Below are 15,966 nucleotides of genomic sequence, written 5' to 3' on the forward strand. Positions count from 1 at the left end.
GAGATGTTCCGCCGTACGTTCTGGTTCACGGCCGGCGCAGCCGCCGGCGTGTGGGCCACCACCAAGGTCAACCGGAAGCTGAAGCAGCTGACCCCCGAGAGCCTCGCGGCCCAGGCCGCGAACAAGGCCGTCGAAACCGGCCACCGGCTCAAGGACTTCGCCCTCGACGTGAGGGCGGGCATGGTCCAGCGGGAGGCCGAGCTGGGGGAGGCGCTCGGACTCGACGCCCCCGCGGACCCGGCCGAGGCACAGGGCCGGGAGCTCCCGGAGCCCCGCCGCAGGACCGCCCTCGGTCCCACCCCGCCTTCGTATTTCACCCTTCCCAAGAGTTCGTACAACCGGAATGAGGACCACTGATGGAGTCGGCTGAAATCCGCCGCCGCTGGCTGAGCTTCTTCGAGGAGCGCGGGCACACCGTCGTCCCTTCGGCGTCGCTCATCGCGGACGACCCGACTCTGCTGCTCGTCCCCGCCGGCATGGTGCCCTTCAAGCCCTACTTCCTGGGCGAGGTCAAGCCGCCCTTCTCGCGCGCCTCCAGCGTGCAGAAGTGCGTGCGCACCCCCGACATCGAAGAGGTCGGCAAGACCACCCGCCACGGCACGTTCTTCCAGATGTGCGGCAACTTCTCCTTCGGCGACTACTTCAAGGAAGGCGCCATCAAGCTCGCCTGGGAGCTGCTGACCACCCCGGTCGAGCACGGCGGCTACGGGCTCGAGCCGGAGAAGCTCTGGATCACGGTCTACGAGCAGGACGACGAGGCCGAGCGCATCTGGCGCGACGTCGTCGGCGTCCCCGCCGAGCGCATCCAGCGCCTCGGCATGGGCCCCAACTTCTGGTCCATGGGCGTCCCCGGACCCTGCGGCCCCTGCTCCGAGATCAACTACGACCGCGGCCCCGAGTTCGGCGTCGAGGGCGGCCCGGCCGTCAACGACGAGCGGTACGTGGAGATCTGGAACCTGGTCTTCATGCAGTACGAGCGCGGGGAGGGCTCCGGCAAGGAGGACTTCCCGATCCTCGGCGACCTGCCCGCCAAGAACATCGACACGGGCCTCGGCCTGGAGCGCCTGGCGATGATCCTCCAGGGCGTCCAGAACATGTACGAGACGGACACCCTCCAGGTCGTCATCGACAAGGCCACCGAACTCACCGGCGTCGCCTACGGCAAGGCCCACGACAGCGATGTCTCGCTGCGCGTGGTCGCCGACCACATGCGCACCTCCGTCATGCTCATCGGCGACGGCGTCACCCCCGGCAACGAGGGCCGCGGCTACGTGCTGCGCCGCATCATGCGCCGCGCCGTCCGCAACATGCGCCTGCTCGGCGCCACCGGTCCGGTCGTCCAGGACCTCGTCGACACCGTGATCGGGACGATGGGCGAGCAGTACCCCGAGCTGATCACCGACCGCAAGCGCATCGAGACCGTCGCCCTGGCCGAAGAGGCCGCCTTCCTGAAGGCCCTCAAGGGCGGCACCAACATCCTCGACACCGCCGTTACCGAGACCAAGTCCTCCGGCGGCACGGTTCTCTCCGGCGACAAGGCGTTCCTGCTCCACGACACCTGGGGCTTCCCGATCGACCTCACCCTGGAGATGGCCGCCGAGCAGGGCCTCTCCGTGGACGAGGACGGCTTCCGCCGTCTGATGAAGGAGCAGCGGGACCGGGCCAAGGCCGACGCCAAGGCCAAGAAGACCGGCCACGCCGACATGACCGCGTACCGGGAGATCGCCGACACCAGCGGCGCCACCCGGTTCACCGGGTACACCAACACCGAGGGCGAGACCACGGTCGTGGGCCTCCTCGTCAACGGTGTCCCCTCGCCGGCCGCCACCGAGGGCGACGAGGTCGAGGTCGTCCTCGACCGCACCCCGTTCTACGCCGAGGGCGGCGGCCAGATCGCCGACCAGGGCCGGATCAAGCTGCACAGCGGCGCCGTCATCGACATCCGCGACGTGCAGCAGCCGGTCCCGGGCGTCTCGGTGCACAAGGGTTCCGTGCAGGTCGGCGAGGTGACCGTGGGCGCCACCGCCTACGCCGCCATCGACGTGCGCCGCCGCCGGGCCATCGCCCGCGCCCACTCGGCCACCCACCTCACCCACCAGGCCCTGCGCGACGCCCTCGGCCCGACGGCCGCCCAGGCCGGTTCCGAGAACCAGCCCGGCCGCTTCCGCTTCGACTTCGGCTCGCCGAACGCCGTCCCCGGCGCCGTCCTCACCGACGTCGAGCAGAAGATCAACGAGGTCCTCTCGCGCGAGCTGGAGGTCCACGCCGAGGTCATGCCGATCGACGAGGCCAAGCGCCAGGGCGCCATCGCCGAGTTCGGCGAGAAGTACGGCGAGCAGGTCCGCGTCGTCACCATCGGCGACTTCTCCAAGGAGCTGTGCGGCGGCACCCACGTCCACAACACCGCCCAGCTGGGCCTGGTGAAGCTGCTCGGCGAGTCCTCGATCGGCTCCGGCGTGCGCCGCATCGAGGCCCTGGTCGGCGTCGACGCGTACAACTTCCTCGCCAAGGAGCACACGGTCGTCGCCCAGCTCCAGGAGCTGGTCAAGGGCCGTCCGGAGGAGCTGCCGGAGAAGATCTCCTCCATGCTCGGCAAGCTGAAGGACGCCGAGAAGGAGATCGAGAAGTTCCGCGCGGAGAAGGTCCTCCAGGCCGCCGCCGGTCTCGTCGACTCCGCCCGCGACGTCCGCGGCGTCGCCCTGGTCACCGGCCAGGTCCCGGACGGCACCACCGCCGACGACCTGCGCAAGCTGGTCCTCGACGTGCGCGGCCGCATCTCGGGCGGCCGGCCGGCCGTCGTCGCCCTGTTCACCACGGTCAACGGCAAGCCGCTGACGGTCATCGCCACCAACGAGGCCGCCCGCGAGCGCGGCCTCAAGGCCGGCGAGCTGGTCCGCACGGCCGCCAAGACCCTCGGCGGCGGTGGCGGCGGCAAGCCGGACGTCGCCCAGGGCGGCGGCCAGAACCCGGAGGCCGTCGGCGAGGCCATCGCCGCCGTCGAGCGCCTCGTGGTGGAGACGGCGTGACGATGCGCCGCGGCCGCCGCATCGCGGTCGACGTCGGGGACGCCCGGATCGGGGTCGCCTCGTGCGACCCCGACGGGGTCCTCGCCACACCGGTGGAGACCGTGCCGGGACGCGACGTCCCGGCCGCCCACCGGCGGCTCCGCCAGATCGTCGAGGAGTACGAGCCGATCGAGGTCGTCGTGGGCCTGCCCCGCTCGCTCAGCGGGCGGGAGGGCCCGGCCGCGACCAAGGTCCGCGCCTTCGCCGGAGAGATGGCCAAGGGCATCGCCCCCGTGCCGGTCCGGCTGGTCGACGAGCGGATGACGACGGTCACCGCCACCCAGGGCCTGCGGGCCTCCGGGGTGAAGTCGAAGAAGGGCCGGTCCGTCATCGACCAGGCGGCCGCTGTGATCATCCTCCAGAACGCTCTTGAGTCCGAACGGGTATCGGGTAATCCTCCCGGCGAGGGCGTCGAAGTGGTCATCTGATCGCGATACGGTAACGTTCCGCGCGATGCGGCGGTGTTCGAACAGCCTCCGCACTACGTAGAGGCGGATCGTCCGGAAGCCTCGCGGCTGTTTTGGGGATCGATGACTGAGTATGGCCGGAGCCCGGGCTCCGAACCGTGGCACCCCGGGGACCCGCTCTACGGGGACCAGGGGTGGGAGGGCCAGCAGCAGTACCCGCATCCGCAGCAGGCGAACCAGTACGGCGCCCAGGGCCCGTACGGGCAGGGCGGCCAGGGATACGGGGGCGACCCCCACCAGCAGCAGTACCCGCAGCAGCCGGAGGCCTACGCCGATCCGCAGTACCGCCAGCCGCAGCAGTACGAGCCGCAGTACCGCCAGCAGCAGCCGTACGACCAGCAGCAGTACGGAGCGGGGCACCCGGGCGGTTACGACACGCCCGGGCACCTCGGACAGCAGTACGACGGCGGCTGGGAGACCGGCCAGGCGGCGATGGCCTACGGCACGCCCCCGGCCGACCCGTACGGCGGCCAGAACCCGGACCTCTACGGCACGCCCGAGGCGTACCCGCCGCCCCGGCCGCCCGGCCACCGGCAGCACCCGCCGGAGCCGGTGGCCGACTGGGCCCCGGAGGAGGAGGCGCGCCGGGAGCCGGAACCGGAGCCGGAGGAGGAGAACCACCCCTTCTTCACCGGCGAGGACGACCGCGGCGCCGGGCGCGGCGGCAAGGACGCCCGCGACCACGACGACTACGACGACGAGTACGACGAGGAGCCGGCGCGCGGCCGGGGCTCCCGCGGCGACGACCGCGACCGCCGCGGCAAGGAGAAGAAGCGCAAGGGCAAGAACGGCATGGCCTGCCTGGTCGTCGCCGTCGTCCTGGTGGGCAGCGTCGGCGGCGTCGGCTACTTCGGCTACCAGTTCTGGCAGGGCCGCTTCGCCGAGGTGCCCGACTACGCGGGCAGCGGCACCGGCGAGGTCCAGGTCGAGATCCCGAAGGGGTCCCTCGGGACCCAGATCGGCAACATCCTCAAGCAGGCCGGGGTGGTCAAGAGCGTCGACGCCTTCGTCGCGGCGCAGCAGAAGAACCCCGACGGCAACTCCATCCAGGACGGCGTCTACACGCTGAAGAAGGAGATGTCGGCGGAGAGCGCGGTCAAGCTGATGCTCACCCCGGCGAGCCAGGCCAAGCTCATCATCCCCGAGGGCAAGCGGAACGCCTGGGTCTACGAGGCGCTCGACCAGCGCCTCGACCTCAAGCCCGGCACCACCAAGGAGATCGCGCTCACGAGGGCGGACTCCCTCGGCCTGCCCGACTGGGCCAAGAAGCACCCCGACATCAAGGACCCGCTGGAAGGATTCCTCTTCCCGGCGAGCTACCCGGTCGCCAAGGGCAGCAAGCCCGAGGACGCCCTGCGCAAGATGGTCGCCCGCGCGAACCAGGAGTACGGCAAGCTGGAGCTGGACGCGAAGGCGAAGGCCCTGGGCGTCGAGGGGCCGTGGGAACTCGTCACGGTCGCGAGCCTGGTCCAGGCGGAGGGCAAGACCCACGACGACTTCCGCAGGATGGCGGAGGTGGTCTACAACCGCCTCAAGCCGGACAACCGGGAGACGTACCAGCTGTTGCAGTTCGACTCGACCCTCAACTATCTGAAGGGTCAGAGCGAGATCAAGATCTCGGAGAAGGAAGCCAACAGCAATACCGACCCGTACAACACCTACAAGCACAAGGGGCTGCCGCCCGGGCCGATCGGCAACCCCGGCAACGAGGCGCTGGCCGCCATGGTCGACCCGACCAAGGACGGCTGGATCTACTTCGTGGCCACGGACGGCATGAACAAGACCGAGTTCGCCAAGACGCACGACGAGTTCCTCAAGCTGAAGGACAAGTTCAATGCCAACTCGAACCAGTGAGACGGCTCGCCGCGCCGCCGTCCTCGGTTCGCCGATCGCCCACTCCCTCTCCCCGGTCCTGCACCGCGCGGCGTACGCCGAACTCGGCCTCCACGACTGGTCTTACGAGCGCTTCGAGATCGACGAGGCGGCGCTGCCGGGGTTCGTGGGCGAGCTGGACGGCAGCTGGGCCGGGCTCTCGCTGACCATGCCGCTCAAGCGGGCGATCATCCCGCTGCTCGACGGGATCAGCGACACGGCCGCGTCCGTGGAGGCGGTCAACACCGTCGTCCTCCACGAGGACGGACGGCGGACCGGCGACAACACCGATGTCCCCGGCATGATCGCCGCCCTGCGCGAGCGGGGCGTCGAGAAGGTGGAGGCCGCCGCCGTCCTCGGCGCCGGCGCCACCGCCTCCTCCGCGCTCGCCGCCCTCGCCCGCGTCTGCGCGGGACCCGTCACCGCGTACGTGCGCAGCGAGGCGCGGGCCGAGGAGATGCGCGGCTGGGGCGAGCGGCTCGGCGTCGACGTGCGCACCGCCGACTGGGACCGCGCTGCGGAGGCCTTCGACGCCCCGCTGGTGATCGCGACCACCCCCGCCGGGACCACGAACGCCCTGGCGACCGCCGTCCCGGACGCCGTCGGCACCCTCTTCGACGTCCTCTACGACCCCTGGCCGACCCCGCTGGCCGCCGCCTGGTCCGACCGCGGCGGCAAGGTCGTCGGCGGCCTCGACCTCCTCGTCCACCAGGCCGTCCTCCAGGTCGAGCGGATGACGGGCCGCGCGCCGGCCCCGCTCGCCGCCATGAGGGCGGCGGGGGAAGAGGCGCTGGCGGCCCGATAGGCTCCGGCCGGCGCCGGCACCGGCCGGCGCCGGAGGGGGAACACGGGGGAGATGAACGGGGAACAGGTGCTGGCGTCCAAGGGGGACGCCGCCTTCGACTTGATGCGCTTTCTGTACGTGGGGTTCTTCAGCGACCTGCCCGCGTGGGTGCGGTACACCGTGCTCGGACTCCTCGGCGTGGCCGTCGTGCACGGCCTCCTCTCCTGGTCACGGGGCAGATCGAGGGACGGGGCCTCCGCCGCCCCGGAAGACGGATGAGCCGTTCCGGAATGTGAGACTCCGGTCCGCTGGCCGGACGTGCGACCAAACGGGCGCTCCGACGTGGGAGGATCGGGTGTGGCGGGCCAGGGCCGCGCACCCGGGCGCGCCGTCGCAGTGCCAGGCGCGAGCATGAGGAGCATCGTTGAGCAGGTTGCGTTGGCTGACGGCCGGCGAATCCCACGGACCCGCGCTGGTCGCGACCCTTGAGGGTCTGCCCGCGGGCGTCCCGGTCACCACGGAGCTGGTGGCGGACCACCTCGCACGGCGACGCCTCGGGTACGGACGCGGCGCCCGGATGAAGTTCGAGCAGGACGAGATCACCTTCCTCGGCGGGGTCCGGCACGGGCTCTCCCTCGGGTCCCCGATCGCCGTCATGGTGGGCAACACCGAGTGGCCCAAGTGGGAGAAGGTCATGTCGGCCGACCCGGTCGACCCCTCGGAGCTCAAGGAGACGGGCCGCAACGCGCCCCTGACCCGGCCCCGACCCGGCCACGCCGACCTCGCCGGCATGCAGAAGTACGGCTTCGACGAGGCCCGGCCGATCCTGGAGCGCGCCAGCGCCCGCGAGACCGCCGCCCGCGTCGCCCTCGGCGCCGTCGCCCGCTCCTTCCTCAAGGAGGCCGCCGGCATCGAGATCGTCTCGCACGTCGTCGAGCTGGCCACCGCCAAGGCCCCGTACGGCGTCTACCCGACCCCCGCCGACGTCGAGAAGCTCGACGCCGACCCGGTCCGCTGCCTCGACGCCGACGCGTCGAAGGCGATGGTCGCCGAGATCGACCAGGCCCACAAGGACGGCGACACCCTCGGCGGTGTCGTCGAGGTCCTCGCCTACGGCGTGCCCGTCGGCCTCGGCTCGCACGTCCACTGGGACCGGCGCCTCGACGCCCGCCTCGCCGCCGCCCTCATGGGCATCCAGGCCATCAAGGGCGTCGAGGTCGGCGACGGCTTCGAGCTCGCCCGCGTGCCCGGCTCCCGGGCGCACGACGAGATCGTCAGGACCGACGAGGGCATCAGGCGCTCCTCCGGCCGCTCCGGCGGCACCGAGGGCGGCCTCACCACCGGCGAGCTGCTGCGCGTCCGCGCCGCGATGAAGCCCATCGCGACCGTCCCGCGCGCCCTCGCCACCGTCGACGTCGCCACCGGCGAGGTCGCCGCCGCCCACCACCAGCGCTCCGACGTCTGCGCCGTCCCCGCCGCCGGCATCGTCGCCGAGGCCATGGTCGCGCTCGTCCTCGCGGACGCCGTCCTGGAGAAGTTCGGCGGCGACAGCGTCCCCGAGACCCGGCGCAACGTGCGGTCGTACCTCGACAACCTGCACATCCGGTGACCGCCGGACCCCTGGTCGTCCTCGTCGGACCGATGGGCTCCGGCAAGTCCACGGTGGGCGCGCTCCTGGCCGAACGCCTCGGCGCGCCCTACCGGGACACCGACGCCGACATCGTCGCCGCCGAGGGACGCGAGATCTCCGACATCTTCGTCGAGGACGGCGAGGAGCACTTCCGCGCCCTGGAGCGGGACGCCGTCGCCCGGGCCGTCGCCGGGCACGAGGGCGTTCTCGCCCTCGGCGGCGGCGCGGTCCTCGACGCCGGCACCCGCGAGCTGCTCGCCGGGCTGCCCGTCGCGTACCTCTCCATGGACGTCGAGGAGGCGGTCCGCCGCGTCGGCCTCAACACCGCGCGGCCGCTGCTCGCCGTCAACCCGCGCCGCCAGTGGCGCGAGCTGATGGAGGCGCGCCGCCACCTCTACACCGAAGTCGCCCGGGTCGTCGTCGCCACCGACGACCGCACCCCCGACGAGGTCGCGGACGCGGTCCTGTCGGCACTGGAACTGAAGAAGGACGCATGACGACGGACCAGGACGTGACCCGCATCCACGTGGCCGGCAGCGCGGGCACGGACCCGTACGAGGTACTGGTCGGCCGGCAGCTCCTCGGCGAGCTGCCCGGTCTGATCGGCGACCGGGCCAAGCGGGTCGCCGTGATCCACCCCGAGGCGCTCGCCGACACCGGGGAGGCGCTCCGCGCCGACCTCGCCGAGCAGGGTTACGAAGCGGTCGCCATCCAGGTGCCGAACGCCGAGGAGGCCAAGACCGCCGAGGTCGCCGCCTACTGCTGGAAGGCCCTGGGCCAGACCGGCTTCACCCGCACCGACGTCGTCGTCGGCGTCGGCGGCGGCGCCACCACGGACCTGGCCGGCTTCGTCGCCGCGACCTGGCTGCGGGGCGTGCGCTGGATCGCCGTGCCGACCACCGTCCTGGCGATGGTCGACGCGGCCGTCGGCGGCAAGACGGGCATCAACACCGCCGAGGGCAAGAACCTCGTCGGCGCCTTCCACCCGCCCGCCGGGGTTCTCTGCGACCTCGCGGCCCTCGACTCGCTGCCGGTCCACGACTACGTCAGCGGCCTCGCGGAGATCATCAAGGCCGGCTTCATCGTCGACCCGGTGATCCTCGACCTCATCGAGGAGGACCCGCAGGCGGCCCGCACCCCGACCGGACCGCACACCGCCGAGCTGCTCGTCCGGTCGATCAGGGTCAAGGCCGAGGTCGTCTCCGGCGACCTCAAGGAGTCCGGCCGCCGCGAGATCCTCAACTACGGCCACACCCTCGCCCACGCCATCGAGAAGAACGAGCGCTACAAGTGGCGCCACGGCGCCGCCGTCTCCGTCGGCATGGTCTTCGCCGCAGAACTCGGCCGCCTCGCCGGCCGTCTCGACGACGCCACCGCCGACCGGCACCACGCGATCCTGGAGTCCGTCGGCCTGCCGCTCAGCTACCGCGGCGACCAGTGGCCCAAGCTCCTGGAGACCATGAAGGTCGACAAGAAGTCCCGAGGCGACCTGCTGCGGTTCATCGTGCTCGACGGGCTCGCCAAGCCCACCGTCCTGGAGGGTCCCGACCCGGCCGTCCTGATCGCGGCGTACGGCGAGGTGTCCGCGTGAGCGAGCCGCGTCCGGTCCTGGTGCTCAACGGCCCCAACCTGGGCCGGCTCGGCTCCCGCGAGCCCGACATCTACGGTGCCACCTCCTACAAGGGGCTCGTCGAGTCCTGCCGCACCCTCGGTGCGGAGCTCGGCTTCGACGTCGAGGTGCGGGAGACCAACGACGAGGGCGAGATGATCCGCTGGCTCCACGAGGCGGCGGACGGCTCGGTCCCGGTGGTCGTGAACCCCGGGGCGTTCACGCACTACTCGTACGGGATGAGGGACGCGGCCGCCCAGCGGACCGCGCCGCTCATCGAGGTGCACATCTCGAACCCGTACGCCCGCGAGGAGTTCCGGCACACCTCGGTGATCGCGGCCGTGGCGACCGGGACGGTCGCCGGGTTCGGCATCGGCTCCTACCGGCTGGCGCTGCGGGCGCTCGCCGAGGAGCTCTCCGACTGACGGGACTCTCCTGCCGACGGGACTCCTGCTGACGGGACCCTGTCCACGGGATTCCCGCGGACGGGATCCCTGCCGACGGTATTCCCGTCCAGGGGAGTCCCGCCGAAGGGGTTCCCGCCGGCGGGGCACCGGAAAGCGCCCCCGGCCGTTCCCCCTGTGGGGGCCGGGGGCGGTAACGTTTCGCCGTCCGGGTACACGACCGGCCCCGGAAGACGACAGGCGTACGAGACGGAGTGGCACCGGATGCAGCACGCAGTGGGGGGTCCGCTGCCACCGCACGAGCGGTCGGGCGGGACGCCCGGCCCCGGGGCGGGGGACACCTCCTACCCGAGGACGGGACCGGGCACGGGACCTGGCTCCCGCCTCGGCGTCCACCCGGCCGTCCCGAGCGGGACCTCCGGGCCCCGGCACCCGGCGCCGCCCGCGGCGCCCCCGCACCCGGCACCCCCGGCCCCGCCTTCCACGGGACCGGGGACGCAAGGGTGGGGCGCGGTCGCCTCCGGCGGCATACCCGGGCACTCCCCGGCCCCCCACCCTCCACCACCCCACTCCTCGGCCCCCCAGCCGCCGGCCGCCCCCCGGCCCACCGCAGCGCCCCAGTACCCCGCCGCCCCGCCGGCCCCCCGCGCCGACCCCACCGGGCACGTCCCGCTGCCGCCCCCGGTCGCGCCCCTCGCGCCGCCCGTGGAGCACGGGGCCGGGACCGGCGGCGCCACCCTGGCCGTGCTGCTCATCGGCCCCGCCGGCGCCGGCAAGACGACCGTCGCCCGGCACTGGGCGCAGCGCCGCCGCGTGCCCACCGCGCACATCAGCCTCGACGACGTCCGCGAATGGGTCTGCTCCGGCTTCGCCGACCCCCAGTCCGGATGGAACGAGCACTCCGAGGCGCAGTACCGTCTCGCCCGCCGCACCTGCGGCTTCGCCGCGCGCAACTTCCTCGCCAACGGCATCTCCTGCATCGTCGACGACGCCGTCTTCCCCGACCGGCCCGTCGTCGGCCTCGGCGGCTGGAAGCGCCACGTCGGCCCCGGCCTGCTGCCCGTCGTCCTCCTGCCCGGCCTGGAGGTCGTCCTGGAGCGCAACGCCGAGCGCAGCGGCAACCGGCGCCTCTCGGACGAGGAGGTCGCCGCCATCCACGGCCGGATGGCCGGCTGGTACGGCTCGGGCCTGCCGATCATCGACAACTCCACGTACGACGTCGAGACCACCGCCCGCGTCCTCGACGACGTCCTCGCCCGCGCGATCGCGAGCCCGCCCTCCTGGTGAGGCCGTGCCCGTCGCGGGCCCCGGTCGGCCGTCCCGAACAGGCCGGGGCGGCCCGCTCCTCGTAGGCTCGGAGCATGTCAGAGGTGTATGCGGACCGCCGTGTACGGCTGCGCGACCGGTGCGCGGCCGCGGGCAGCCCGGCGGCCCTGGTCTCCCGCCCCGCCAACGTCCGCTATCTCGCGGGCGGCTCCCCGCCGGGCGCTGTCCTGCTCGTCGGCCCCGAACCGGAGGCCGACGTCCTGCTCTGCCCCGTCCCGCCCGGGGGCGAACCCGCCGACGGACGGCTCGACGAACTGCTCCGGCAGCAGGTCCTGCCCACCGGCGGCGGCGACCCGGCCGTCGCGGCCGTCGACCTCGCCCGCCGGGCGGGCGCCGACGCGCTCGCCGTCGAGGAGCACCACCTGACGGTGGCCCGGCACCGGGCCATGGGCACCGTCGCGGCCGCGCCCCGCCTCACCGACCTGGCCTGCGCCGTGGAGCAGCTCAGGATCGTCAAGGACGAGGACGAGATCGGCTGCCTGCGGATCGCCGCCGAGATCGCCGACCAGGCCCTCGGTGAACTCCTCGAATCCATCCTGGTGGGACGGACCGAGCGCCACCTCGCCCTGGAGCTGGAGCGCCGGCTCGTCGACCACGGCGCCGACGGGGCCGCCTTCCCGACCTCGGTGGCGACCGGCCCGCACTCCGGCCGCCGCAGGCACCGGCCCACCGACCGCCGGGTCGAGGAGGGCGATTTCCTCTCCGTCTGCCTCGGCGCCGACTACCGCGGCTACCGCTGCGAGATCGGCCGCACGTTCGTCATCGGCACCACCCCCGCCGAGTGGCAGATCGAGCTGTACGAGCTCGTCTTCGCCGCTCAGCGGGCCGGCCGGGAGTCGCTCGTGCCCGGCACCGAGTACCGGGACGTGGACCGGGCGGCCCGCCGGATCCTGAAGGCGGCGGGGCACGCGGAGGCCGCCGTGCCCCTCACCGGGCACGGCGTGGGGCTCGAAATCGACGAGGACCCGCAGTTGTCACCCTCGGCCATGGGTAAACTGGACGCTTGTGTGCCGGTCACCGTCGAACCGGGGGTCCACCTCCCGGGCCGGGGCGGGGTCCGGATCGATGACACGCTCGTCGTGCGCCAGGAGGCGGACGGCGGACCCGAGCTACTCACCATCACGACTAAGGAGCTGCTCGCGCTGTAGGGCGCGCACGCCTCCCCGGTCCCACGTCAGTCCAGAGTCCAGGAGATTCCGCAACCGTGGCTTCCACGAACGACCTCAAGAACGGCATGGTGCTCAAGCTCGAAGGCGGCCAGCTCTGGTCCGTCGTCGAGTTCCAGCACGTCAAGCCCGGCAAGGGCCCGGCCTTCGTGCGCACCAAGCTCAAGAACGTGCTGTCCGGCAAGGTCGTCGACAAGACCTTCAACGCGGGCGTCAAGGTCGAGACGGCCACCATCGACCGTCGTGACATGCAGTTCTCCTACATGGACGGCGACTACTTCGTCTTCATGGACATGGAGACGTACGATCAGCTGCACGTCGACCGCAAGTCGGTCGGCGACGCCGCGAACTTCCTGATCGAGGGCTTCACCGCCTCCGTCGCGCAGCACGAGGGCGAGGTGCTCTACGTCGAGCTCCCGGCCGCCGTCGTCCTGACGATCCAGCACACCGACCCGGGCGTCCAGGGCGACCGCTCCACCGGTGGCACCAAGCCCGCCACCCTGGAGACCGGCCACGAGATCCAGGTCCCGCTCTTCATCACCACCGGTGAGAAGATCAAGGTCGACACGCGCAGCAGCGACTACCTCGGCCGGGTGAACGACTAACCGTGGCCGCCCGGAGCAAGGCCCGCAAGCGCGCCTTCCAGATCCTCTTCGAGGCCGACCAGCGCGGCGCCTCCGTGCGGGAGGTCCTCGCCGACCAGGTCCGGCACGCCCGGTCGGACGACCGGCAGCCGCCGGTCAACGAGTTCACCATGCAGCTGGTGGAGGGGTACGCGTCCCACGTGGCGCGCATCGACGAGCTCATCGCCACCTACGCGGTGGACTGGGACCTCGACCGGATGCCCGTCGCCGACCGGAACATCGTGCGCCTCGGCGCGTACGAGCTGATCTGGGAGGACGGCACGCCGGACGCGGTCGCGATCGACGAGGCGGTGCAGCTCGCCAAGGAGTTCTCCACCGACGAGTCGCCGGCCTTCGTCAACGGCCTCCTGGCGCGCTTCAAGGACCTGAAGCCGCGCCTGCGCCGGGACGTGGACGCCTGAGTCCGCGCCCACCCGCCGACAGCCGAAGGGGCCCGCAGCACTCGATGCCGCGGGCCCCTTCGGCCGTTCGGGTCACCCCGGAGGGGTCCGGAGCCCCCTCGGGCCCGGAAGCGCCCCCGTACGGGCCCGGAAAGCACGGGATCCGTGGACGTCGCCGACGTCCACGGATCCGGCGGTACGTTTCTGCTGAGCCCTGCGTAAGGGTCAGTTGTCCTCGTGGGCGACCGCGCGGCGCGCGTCCGCGTCCAGCACGCCCCAGCTGATCAGCTGCTCGGTGAGGACCGAGGGGGACTGGTCGTAGATGACGGCGAGCGTGCGCAGGTCGTCCTGGCGGATCGACAGCACCTTGCCGTTGTAGTCGCCGCGCTGCGACTGGATCGTCGCGGCGTAGCGCTGGAGCGGGCCGGCCTTCTCCTGCGGGACGTGGGCCAGGCGCTCCAGGTCCAGGACCAGCTTCGGCGGCGGCTCGGCGGCCCCGCCCGGCGTCGTGCCCGGCAGGAGCTCCTGCACCGGCACCCCGTAGAAGTCCGCCAGCTCGGCGAGGCGCTGCACGGTCACGGCGCGGTCGCCCCGCTCGTAGGAACCGACCACCACGGCCTTCCAGCGGCCCTGGGACTTCTCCTCCACCCCGTGGAGCGAGAGACCCTGCTGGGTGCGGATGGCGCGGAGTTTGGCCCCGAGCTGCTTTGCGTATTCGCTGGACATAACGCTCCCGGACGCTGTGACGACATGCGGCTGCGCCGCGCGGCTGGTAACTCACTGTGAGGTTACGCAGCGTTACACCCACCCGTCAAGCCGAAAGGTCCGTACCGCCCCCTCCCGGGGGACGGCGCCCGGAGGGGCGCCCGGGTGCGCGGAGAGTGCCGCGCCACCCCTGGTAGGGTAGGGGCGCAAGTACGACGTCCTTTAAGAGCCGTCCCGTGAGGCGGAGAAGGAGGTCCGTTTCTCATGGACACCCAGCTGGACACCCAGCAGCACGGCGACGACGCGCGGCCCGTTCTCGAAGGCCCCGACATCGCGCGGGTCCTCACCCGCATCGCCCACGAGATCGTCGAGCGCGCCAAGGGCGCCGACGACGTGGTCCTCCTCGGCATTCCCACCCGCGGCGTCTTCCTCGCCCGCCGGCTCGCCGAGAAGCTCGCCGCCATCACCGGCACCAAGGTCCCGGTCGGCTCCCTGGACATCACCATGTACCGGGACGACCTGCGGATGAAGCCCGCCCGCGCGATCGGCCGCACCGAGATCCCCGCCGACGGCATCGACGGGCGCCTCGTCGTCCTCGTCGACGACGTCCTCTTCTCCGGCCGCACCATCCGTGCCGCCCTCGACGCCCTCGGCGACATCGGCCGCCCCCGCGCGGTCCAGCTTGCCGTCCTCGTCGACCGCGGCCACCGCGAGCTGCCCATCCGCGCCGACTACGTCGGCAAGAACCTCCCCACGTCGCTGCGGGAGACGGTCAAGGTCCTGCTCGCCGAGGAAGACGGTCGCGACACCGTCCTGCTCGGCTCCAAGCCCGCCTCCTAGCCGGACCGGCTTCCCCGCCGGGGCCGGGGCACCTCCCTGCCCCCGCACGCCCTCACGCCTCCCCACCACGGAGAGAAACCCCGATGATGCGTCACCTCATCTCGGCCGCCGACCTCACCCGCGACGACGCCGTACTGATCCTCGACACCGCCGAGGAGATGGCCCGGGTGGCCGACCGGCCCATCAAGAAGCTGCCGACCCTGCGCGGCCGCACCATCTGCAACCTCTTCTTCGAGGACTCCACCCGGACCCGGATCTCCTTCGAGGCCGCCGAGAAGCGCCTCTCCGCCGACGTCATCAACTTCGCGGCCAAGGGCTCCAGCGTCTCCAAGGGCGAGTCCCTCAAGGACACCGCCCAGACCCTGGAGGCCATGGGCGTCGACGCGGTCGTCATCCGGCACGGCGCCTCCGGCGCCCCGTACCGCCTCGCCACCTCCGGCTGGATCGACGCCCCCGTCGTCAACGCCGGCGACGGCACCCACCAGCACCCCACCCAGGCCCTCCTGGACGCCTTCACCATGCGCCGCCGCCTCGTCGGCCGCGACACCGGACTCGGCCAGGACCTCGCGGGCAAGCGGATCACCCTCGTCGGCGACGTCCTGCACAGCCGGGTCGCCCGCTCCAACGTCGACCTGCTGCACACCCTCGGCGCCGAGGTCACCCTGGTCGCCCCGCCCACCCTGGTCCCCGTCGGCGTCGAGACCTGGCCCTGCGAGATCTCGTACGACCTCGACGCCGTGCTGCCGAAGTCCGACGCCGTGATGATGCTGCGCGTGCAGCGCGAGCGGATGAACGCCGCCTTCTTCCCCACCGAGCGCGAGTACTCGCGCCGCTACGGGCTCGACGGCGAGCGGATGGCCAGGATGCCCGAGCACGCCATCGTGATGCACCCCGGCCCCATGGTCCGCGGCATGGAGATCACCGCCGAGGTCGCCGACTCCGACCGCTGCACGGTCGTCGAGCAGGTCGCCAACGGCGTCTCCGTCCGCATGGCCGTGCTCTACCTGCTCCTGGGCGGCTCCGAGCCCGCCGTCACCACCACCCCCGCCGCGCGCACCGAGGAGAACAAGTAAC

General features: G+C 72.3%; 17 protein-coding genes. 16 read left to right on the forward strand and 1 reads right to left on the reverse strand.

What is annotated here, in order from left to right; all coding sequences use genetic code 11:
* The first annotated feature begins 3 nt into the window (after window positions 1–3).
* From AB0398_RS23745 to nusB, 14 genes are all read left to right on the forward strand, one after another.
* Window positions 4–357 (forward strand): DUF6167 family protein, encoded by a 354-nt coding sequence (locus tag AB0398_RS23745; protein ID WP_366377617.1) that lies wholly within the window; start codon window positions 4–6, stop codon window positions 355–357.
* Window positions 357–3,026 (forward strand): alanine--tRNA ligase, encoded by a 2,670-nt coding sequence (alaS, locus tag AB0398_RS23750; RefSeq protein ID WP_366377618.1) that lies wholly within the window; start codon window positions 357–359, stop codon window positions 3,024–3,026. Before AB0398_RS23745 ends, alaS begins: the two co-directional genes overlap by 1 nt.
* A 2-nt stretch (window positions 3,027–3,028) precedes the next feature.
* Complete coding sequence (gene ruvX / locus AB0398_RS23755; protein WP_351667440.1) at window positions 3,029–3,493, forward strand: Holliday junction resolvase RuvX; 465 nt, start codon at window positions 3,029–3,031, stop codon at window positions 3,491–3,493.
* A gap of 102 nt (window positions 3,494–3,595) precedes the next feature.
* Window positions 3,596–5,386, forward strand: coding sequence for an endolytic transglycosylase MltG (gene mltG, locus AB0398_RS23760; RefSeq protein ID WP_366377619.1), 1,791 nt, complete (start codon window positions 3,596–3,598; stop codon window positions 5,384–5,386).
* The gene (locus AB0398_RS23765; RefSeq protein ID WP_366377620.1) at window positions 5,367–6,209 is read left to right on the forward strand and encodes a shikimate dehydrogenase; all 843 of its coding nucleotides are present in this window, start codon (window positions 5,367–5,369) and stop codon (window positions 6,207–6,209) included. Before mltG ends, AB0398_RS23765 begins: the two co-directional genes overlap by 20 nt.
* Before the next feature lie 51 nt (window positions 6,210–6,260).
* A complete protein-coding gene (locus tag AB0398_RS23770; protein ID WP_366377621.1) occupies window positions 6,261–6,467 on the forward strand; it encodes a hypothetical protein in 207 nt (68 codons plus the stop codon).
* A gap of 145 nt (window positions 6,468–6,612) precedes the next feature.
* The gene (aroC, locus tag AB0398_RS23775) at window positions 6,613–7,797 is read left to right on the forward strand and encodes a chorismate synthase (RefSeq protein ID WP_366377622.1); all 1,185 of its coding nucleotides are present in this window, start codon (window positions 6,613–6,615) and stop codon (window positions 7,795–7,797) included.
* Window positions 7,794–8,315, forward strand: a complete 522-nt coding sequence (locus AB0398_RS23780; RefSeq protein ID WP_366377623.1) for a shikimate kinase — start codon at window positions 7,794–7,796, stop codon at window positions 8,313–8,315. The genes aroC and AB0398_RS23780 overlap by 4 nt, the downstream gene beginning before the upstream one ends.
* Window positions 8,312–9,409 (forward strand): 3-dehydroquinate synthase, encoded by a 1,098-nt coding sequence (gene aroB, locus AB0398_RS23785; protein WP_366377624.1) that lies wholly within the window; start codon window positions 8,312–8,314, stop codon window positions 9,407–9,409. Before AB0398_RS23780 ends, aroB begins: the two co-directional genes overlap by 4 nt.
* Window positions 9,406–9,852 (forward strand): type II 3-dehydroquinate dehydratase, encoded by a 447-nt coding sequence (gene aroQ, locus AB0398_RS23790; protein WP_366377625.1) that lies wholly within the window; start codon window positions 9,406–9,408, stop codon window positions 9,850–9,852. The genes aroB and aroQ overlap by 4 nt, the downstream gene beginning before the upstream one ends.
* Before the next feature lie 243 nt (window positions 9,853–10,095).
* Complete coding sequence (locus tag AB0398_RS23795) at window positions 10,096–11,118, forward strand: AAA family ATPase (RefSeq protein WP_366377626.1); 1,023 nt, start codon at window positions 10,096–10,098, stop codon at window positions 11,116–11,118.
* Between the two features lie 74 nt (window positions 11,119–11,192).
* Window positions 11,193–12,305 carry an aminopeptidase P family protein gene (locus tag AB0398_RS23800; protein ID WP_366377627.1) on the forward strand — a complete coding sequence of 371 codons (1,113 nt, stop codon included), beginning with the start codon at window positions 11,193–11,195 and terminating at the stop codon, window positions 12,303–12,305.
* 56 nt (window positions 12,306–12,361) lie between these two features.
* Window positions 12,362–12,928: an elongation factor P gene (efp, locus tag AB0398_RS23805; RefSeq protein ID WP_366377628.1), complete on the forward strand. Its 567-nt coding sequence runs from the start codon at window positions 12,362–12,364 to the stop codon at window positions 12,926–12,928.
* Between the two features lie 2 nt (window positions 12,929–12,930).
* Window positions 12,931–13,368, forward strand: coding sequence for a transcription antitermination factor NusB (gene nusB / locus AB0398_RS23810; protein ID WP_366377629.1), 438 nt, complete (start codon window positions 12,931–12,933; stop codon window positions 13,366–13,368).
* A 204-nt stretch (window positions 13,369–13,572) separates the two neighbouring features.
* Here the strand turns inward: nusB and bldD are convergent, their stop codons facing one another.
* Complete coding sequence (bldD, locus tag AB0398_RS23815; protein WP_017242229.1) at window positions 13,573–14,073, reverse strand: transcriptional regulator BldD; 501 nt, start codon at window positions 14,071–14,073, stop codon at window positions 13,573–13,575.
* A 243-nt stretch (window positions 14,074–14,316) separates the two neighbouring features.
* Between bldD and pyrR the strand changes: the two genes are divergently transcribed.
* Together pyrR and AB0398_RS23825 are read left to right on the forward strand one after the other, a co-directional pair.
* Entirely contained in the window at window positions 14,317–14,892 is a 576-nt protein-coding gene (gene pyrR, locus AB0398_RS23820; protein ID WP_366377630.1) for a bifunctional pyr operon transcriptional regulator/uracil phosphoribosyltransferase PyrR, read from the forward strand.
* Window positions 14,893–14,975: 83 nt separating this feature from the next.
* A complete protein-coding gene (locus AB0398_RS23825; protein WP_351973949.1) occupies window positions 14,976–15,965 on the forward strand; it encodes an aspartate carbamoyltransferase catalytic subunit in 990 nt (329 codons plus the stop codon).
* The last annotated feature ends 1 nt before the right edge of the window (window position 15,966 follow it).

It is taken from the genome of Streptomyces sp. NPDC086147, assembly GCF_040702165.1.
Classification (GTDB): Bacteria; Actinomycetota; Actinomycetes; order Streptomycetales; family Streptomycetaceae; genus Streptomyces.

What these genes read in the sequence shown, in the direction of transcription:
- AB0398_RS23795 (WP_366377626.1), top strand. Translation starts at nt 10,096, where the DNA reads ATGCAGCACGCAGTGGGGGGTCCGCTGCCACCGCACGAGCGGTCGGGC.
- pyrR (WP_366377630.1), top strand. Translation starts at nt 14,317, where the DNA reads ATGGACACCCAGCTGGACACCCAGCAGCACGGCGACGACGCGCGGCCC.
- aroB (WP_366377624.1), top strand. Translation starts at nt 8,312, where the DNA reads ATGACGACGGACCAGGACGTGACCCGCATCCACGTGGCCGGCAGCGCG.
- AB0398_RS23825 (WP_351973949.1), top strand. Translation starts at nt 14,976, where the DNA reads ATGATGCGTCACCTCATCTCGGCCGCCGACCTCACCCGCGACGACGCC.
- mltG (WP_366377619.1), top strand. Translation starts at nt 3,596, where the DNA reads ATGACTGAGTATGGCCGGAGCCCGGGCTCCGAACCGTGGCACCCCGGG.
- alaS (WP_366377618.1), top strand. Translation starts at nt 357, where the DNA reads ATGGAGTCGGCTGAAATCCGCCGCCGCTGGCTGAGCTTCTTCGAGGAG.
- AB0398_RS23765 (WP_366377620.1), top strand. Translation starts at nt 5,367, where the DNA reads ATGCCAACTCGAACCAGTGAGACGGCTCGCCGCGCCGCCGTCCTCGGT.
- ruvX (WP_351667440.1), top strand. Translation starts at nt 3,029, where the DNA reads ATGCGCCGCGGCCGCCGCATCGCGGTCGACGTCGGGGACGCCCGGATC.
- AB0398_RS23770 (WP_366377621.1), top strand. Translation starts at nt 6,261, where the DNA reads ATGAACGGGGAACAGGTGCTGGCGTCCAAGGGGGACGCCGCCTTCGAC.
- AB0398_RS23745 (WP_366377617.1), top strand. Translation starts at nt 4, where the DNA reads ATGTTCCGCCGTACGTTCTGGTTCACGGCCGGCGCAGCCGCCGGCGTG.
- bldD (WP_017242229.1), bottom strand. Translation starts at nt 14,073, where the DNA reads ATGTCCAGCGAATACGCAAAGCAGCTCGGGGCCAAACTCCGCGCCATC.
- AB0398_RS23800 (WP_366377627.1), top strand. Translation starts at nt 11,193, where the DNA reads ATGTCAGAGGTGTATGCGGACCGCCGTGTACGGCTGCGCGACCGGTGC.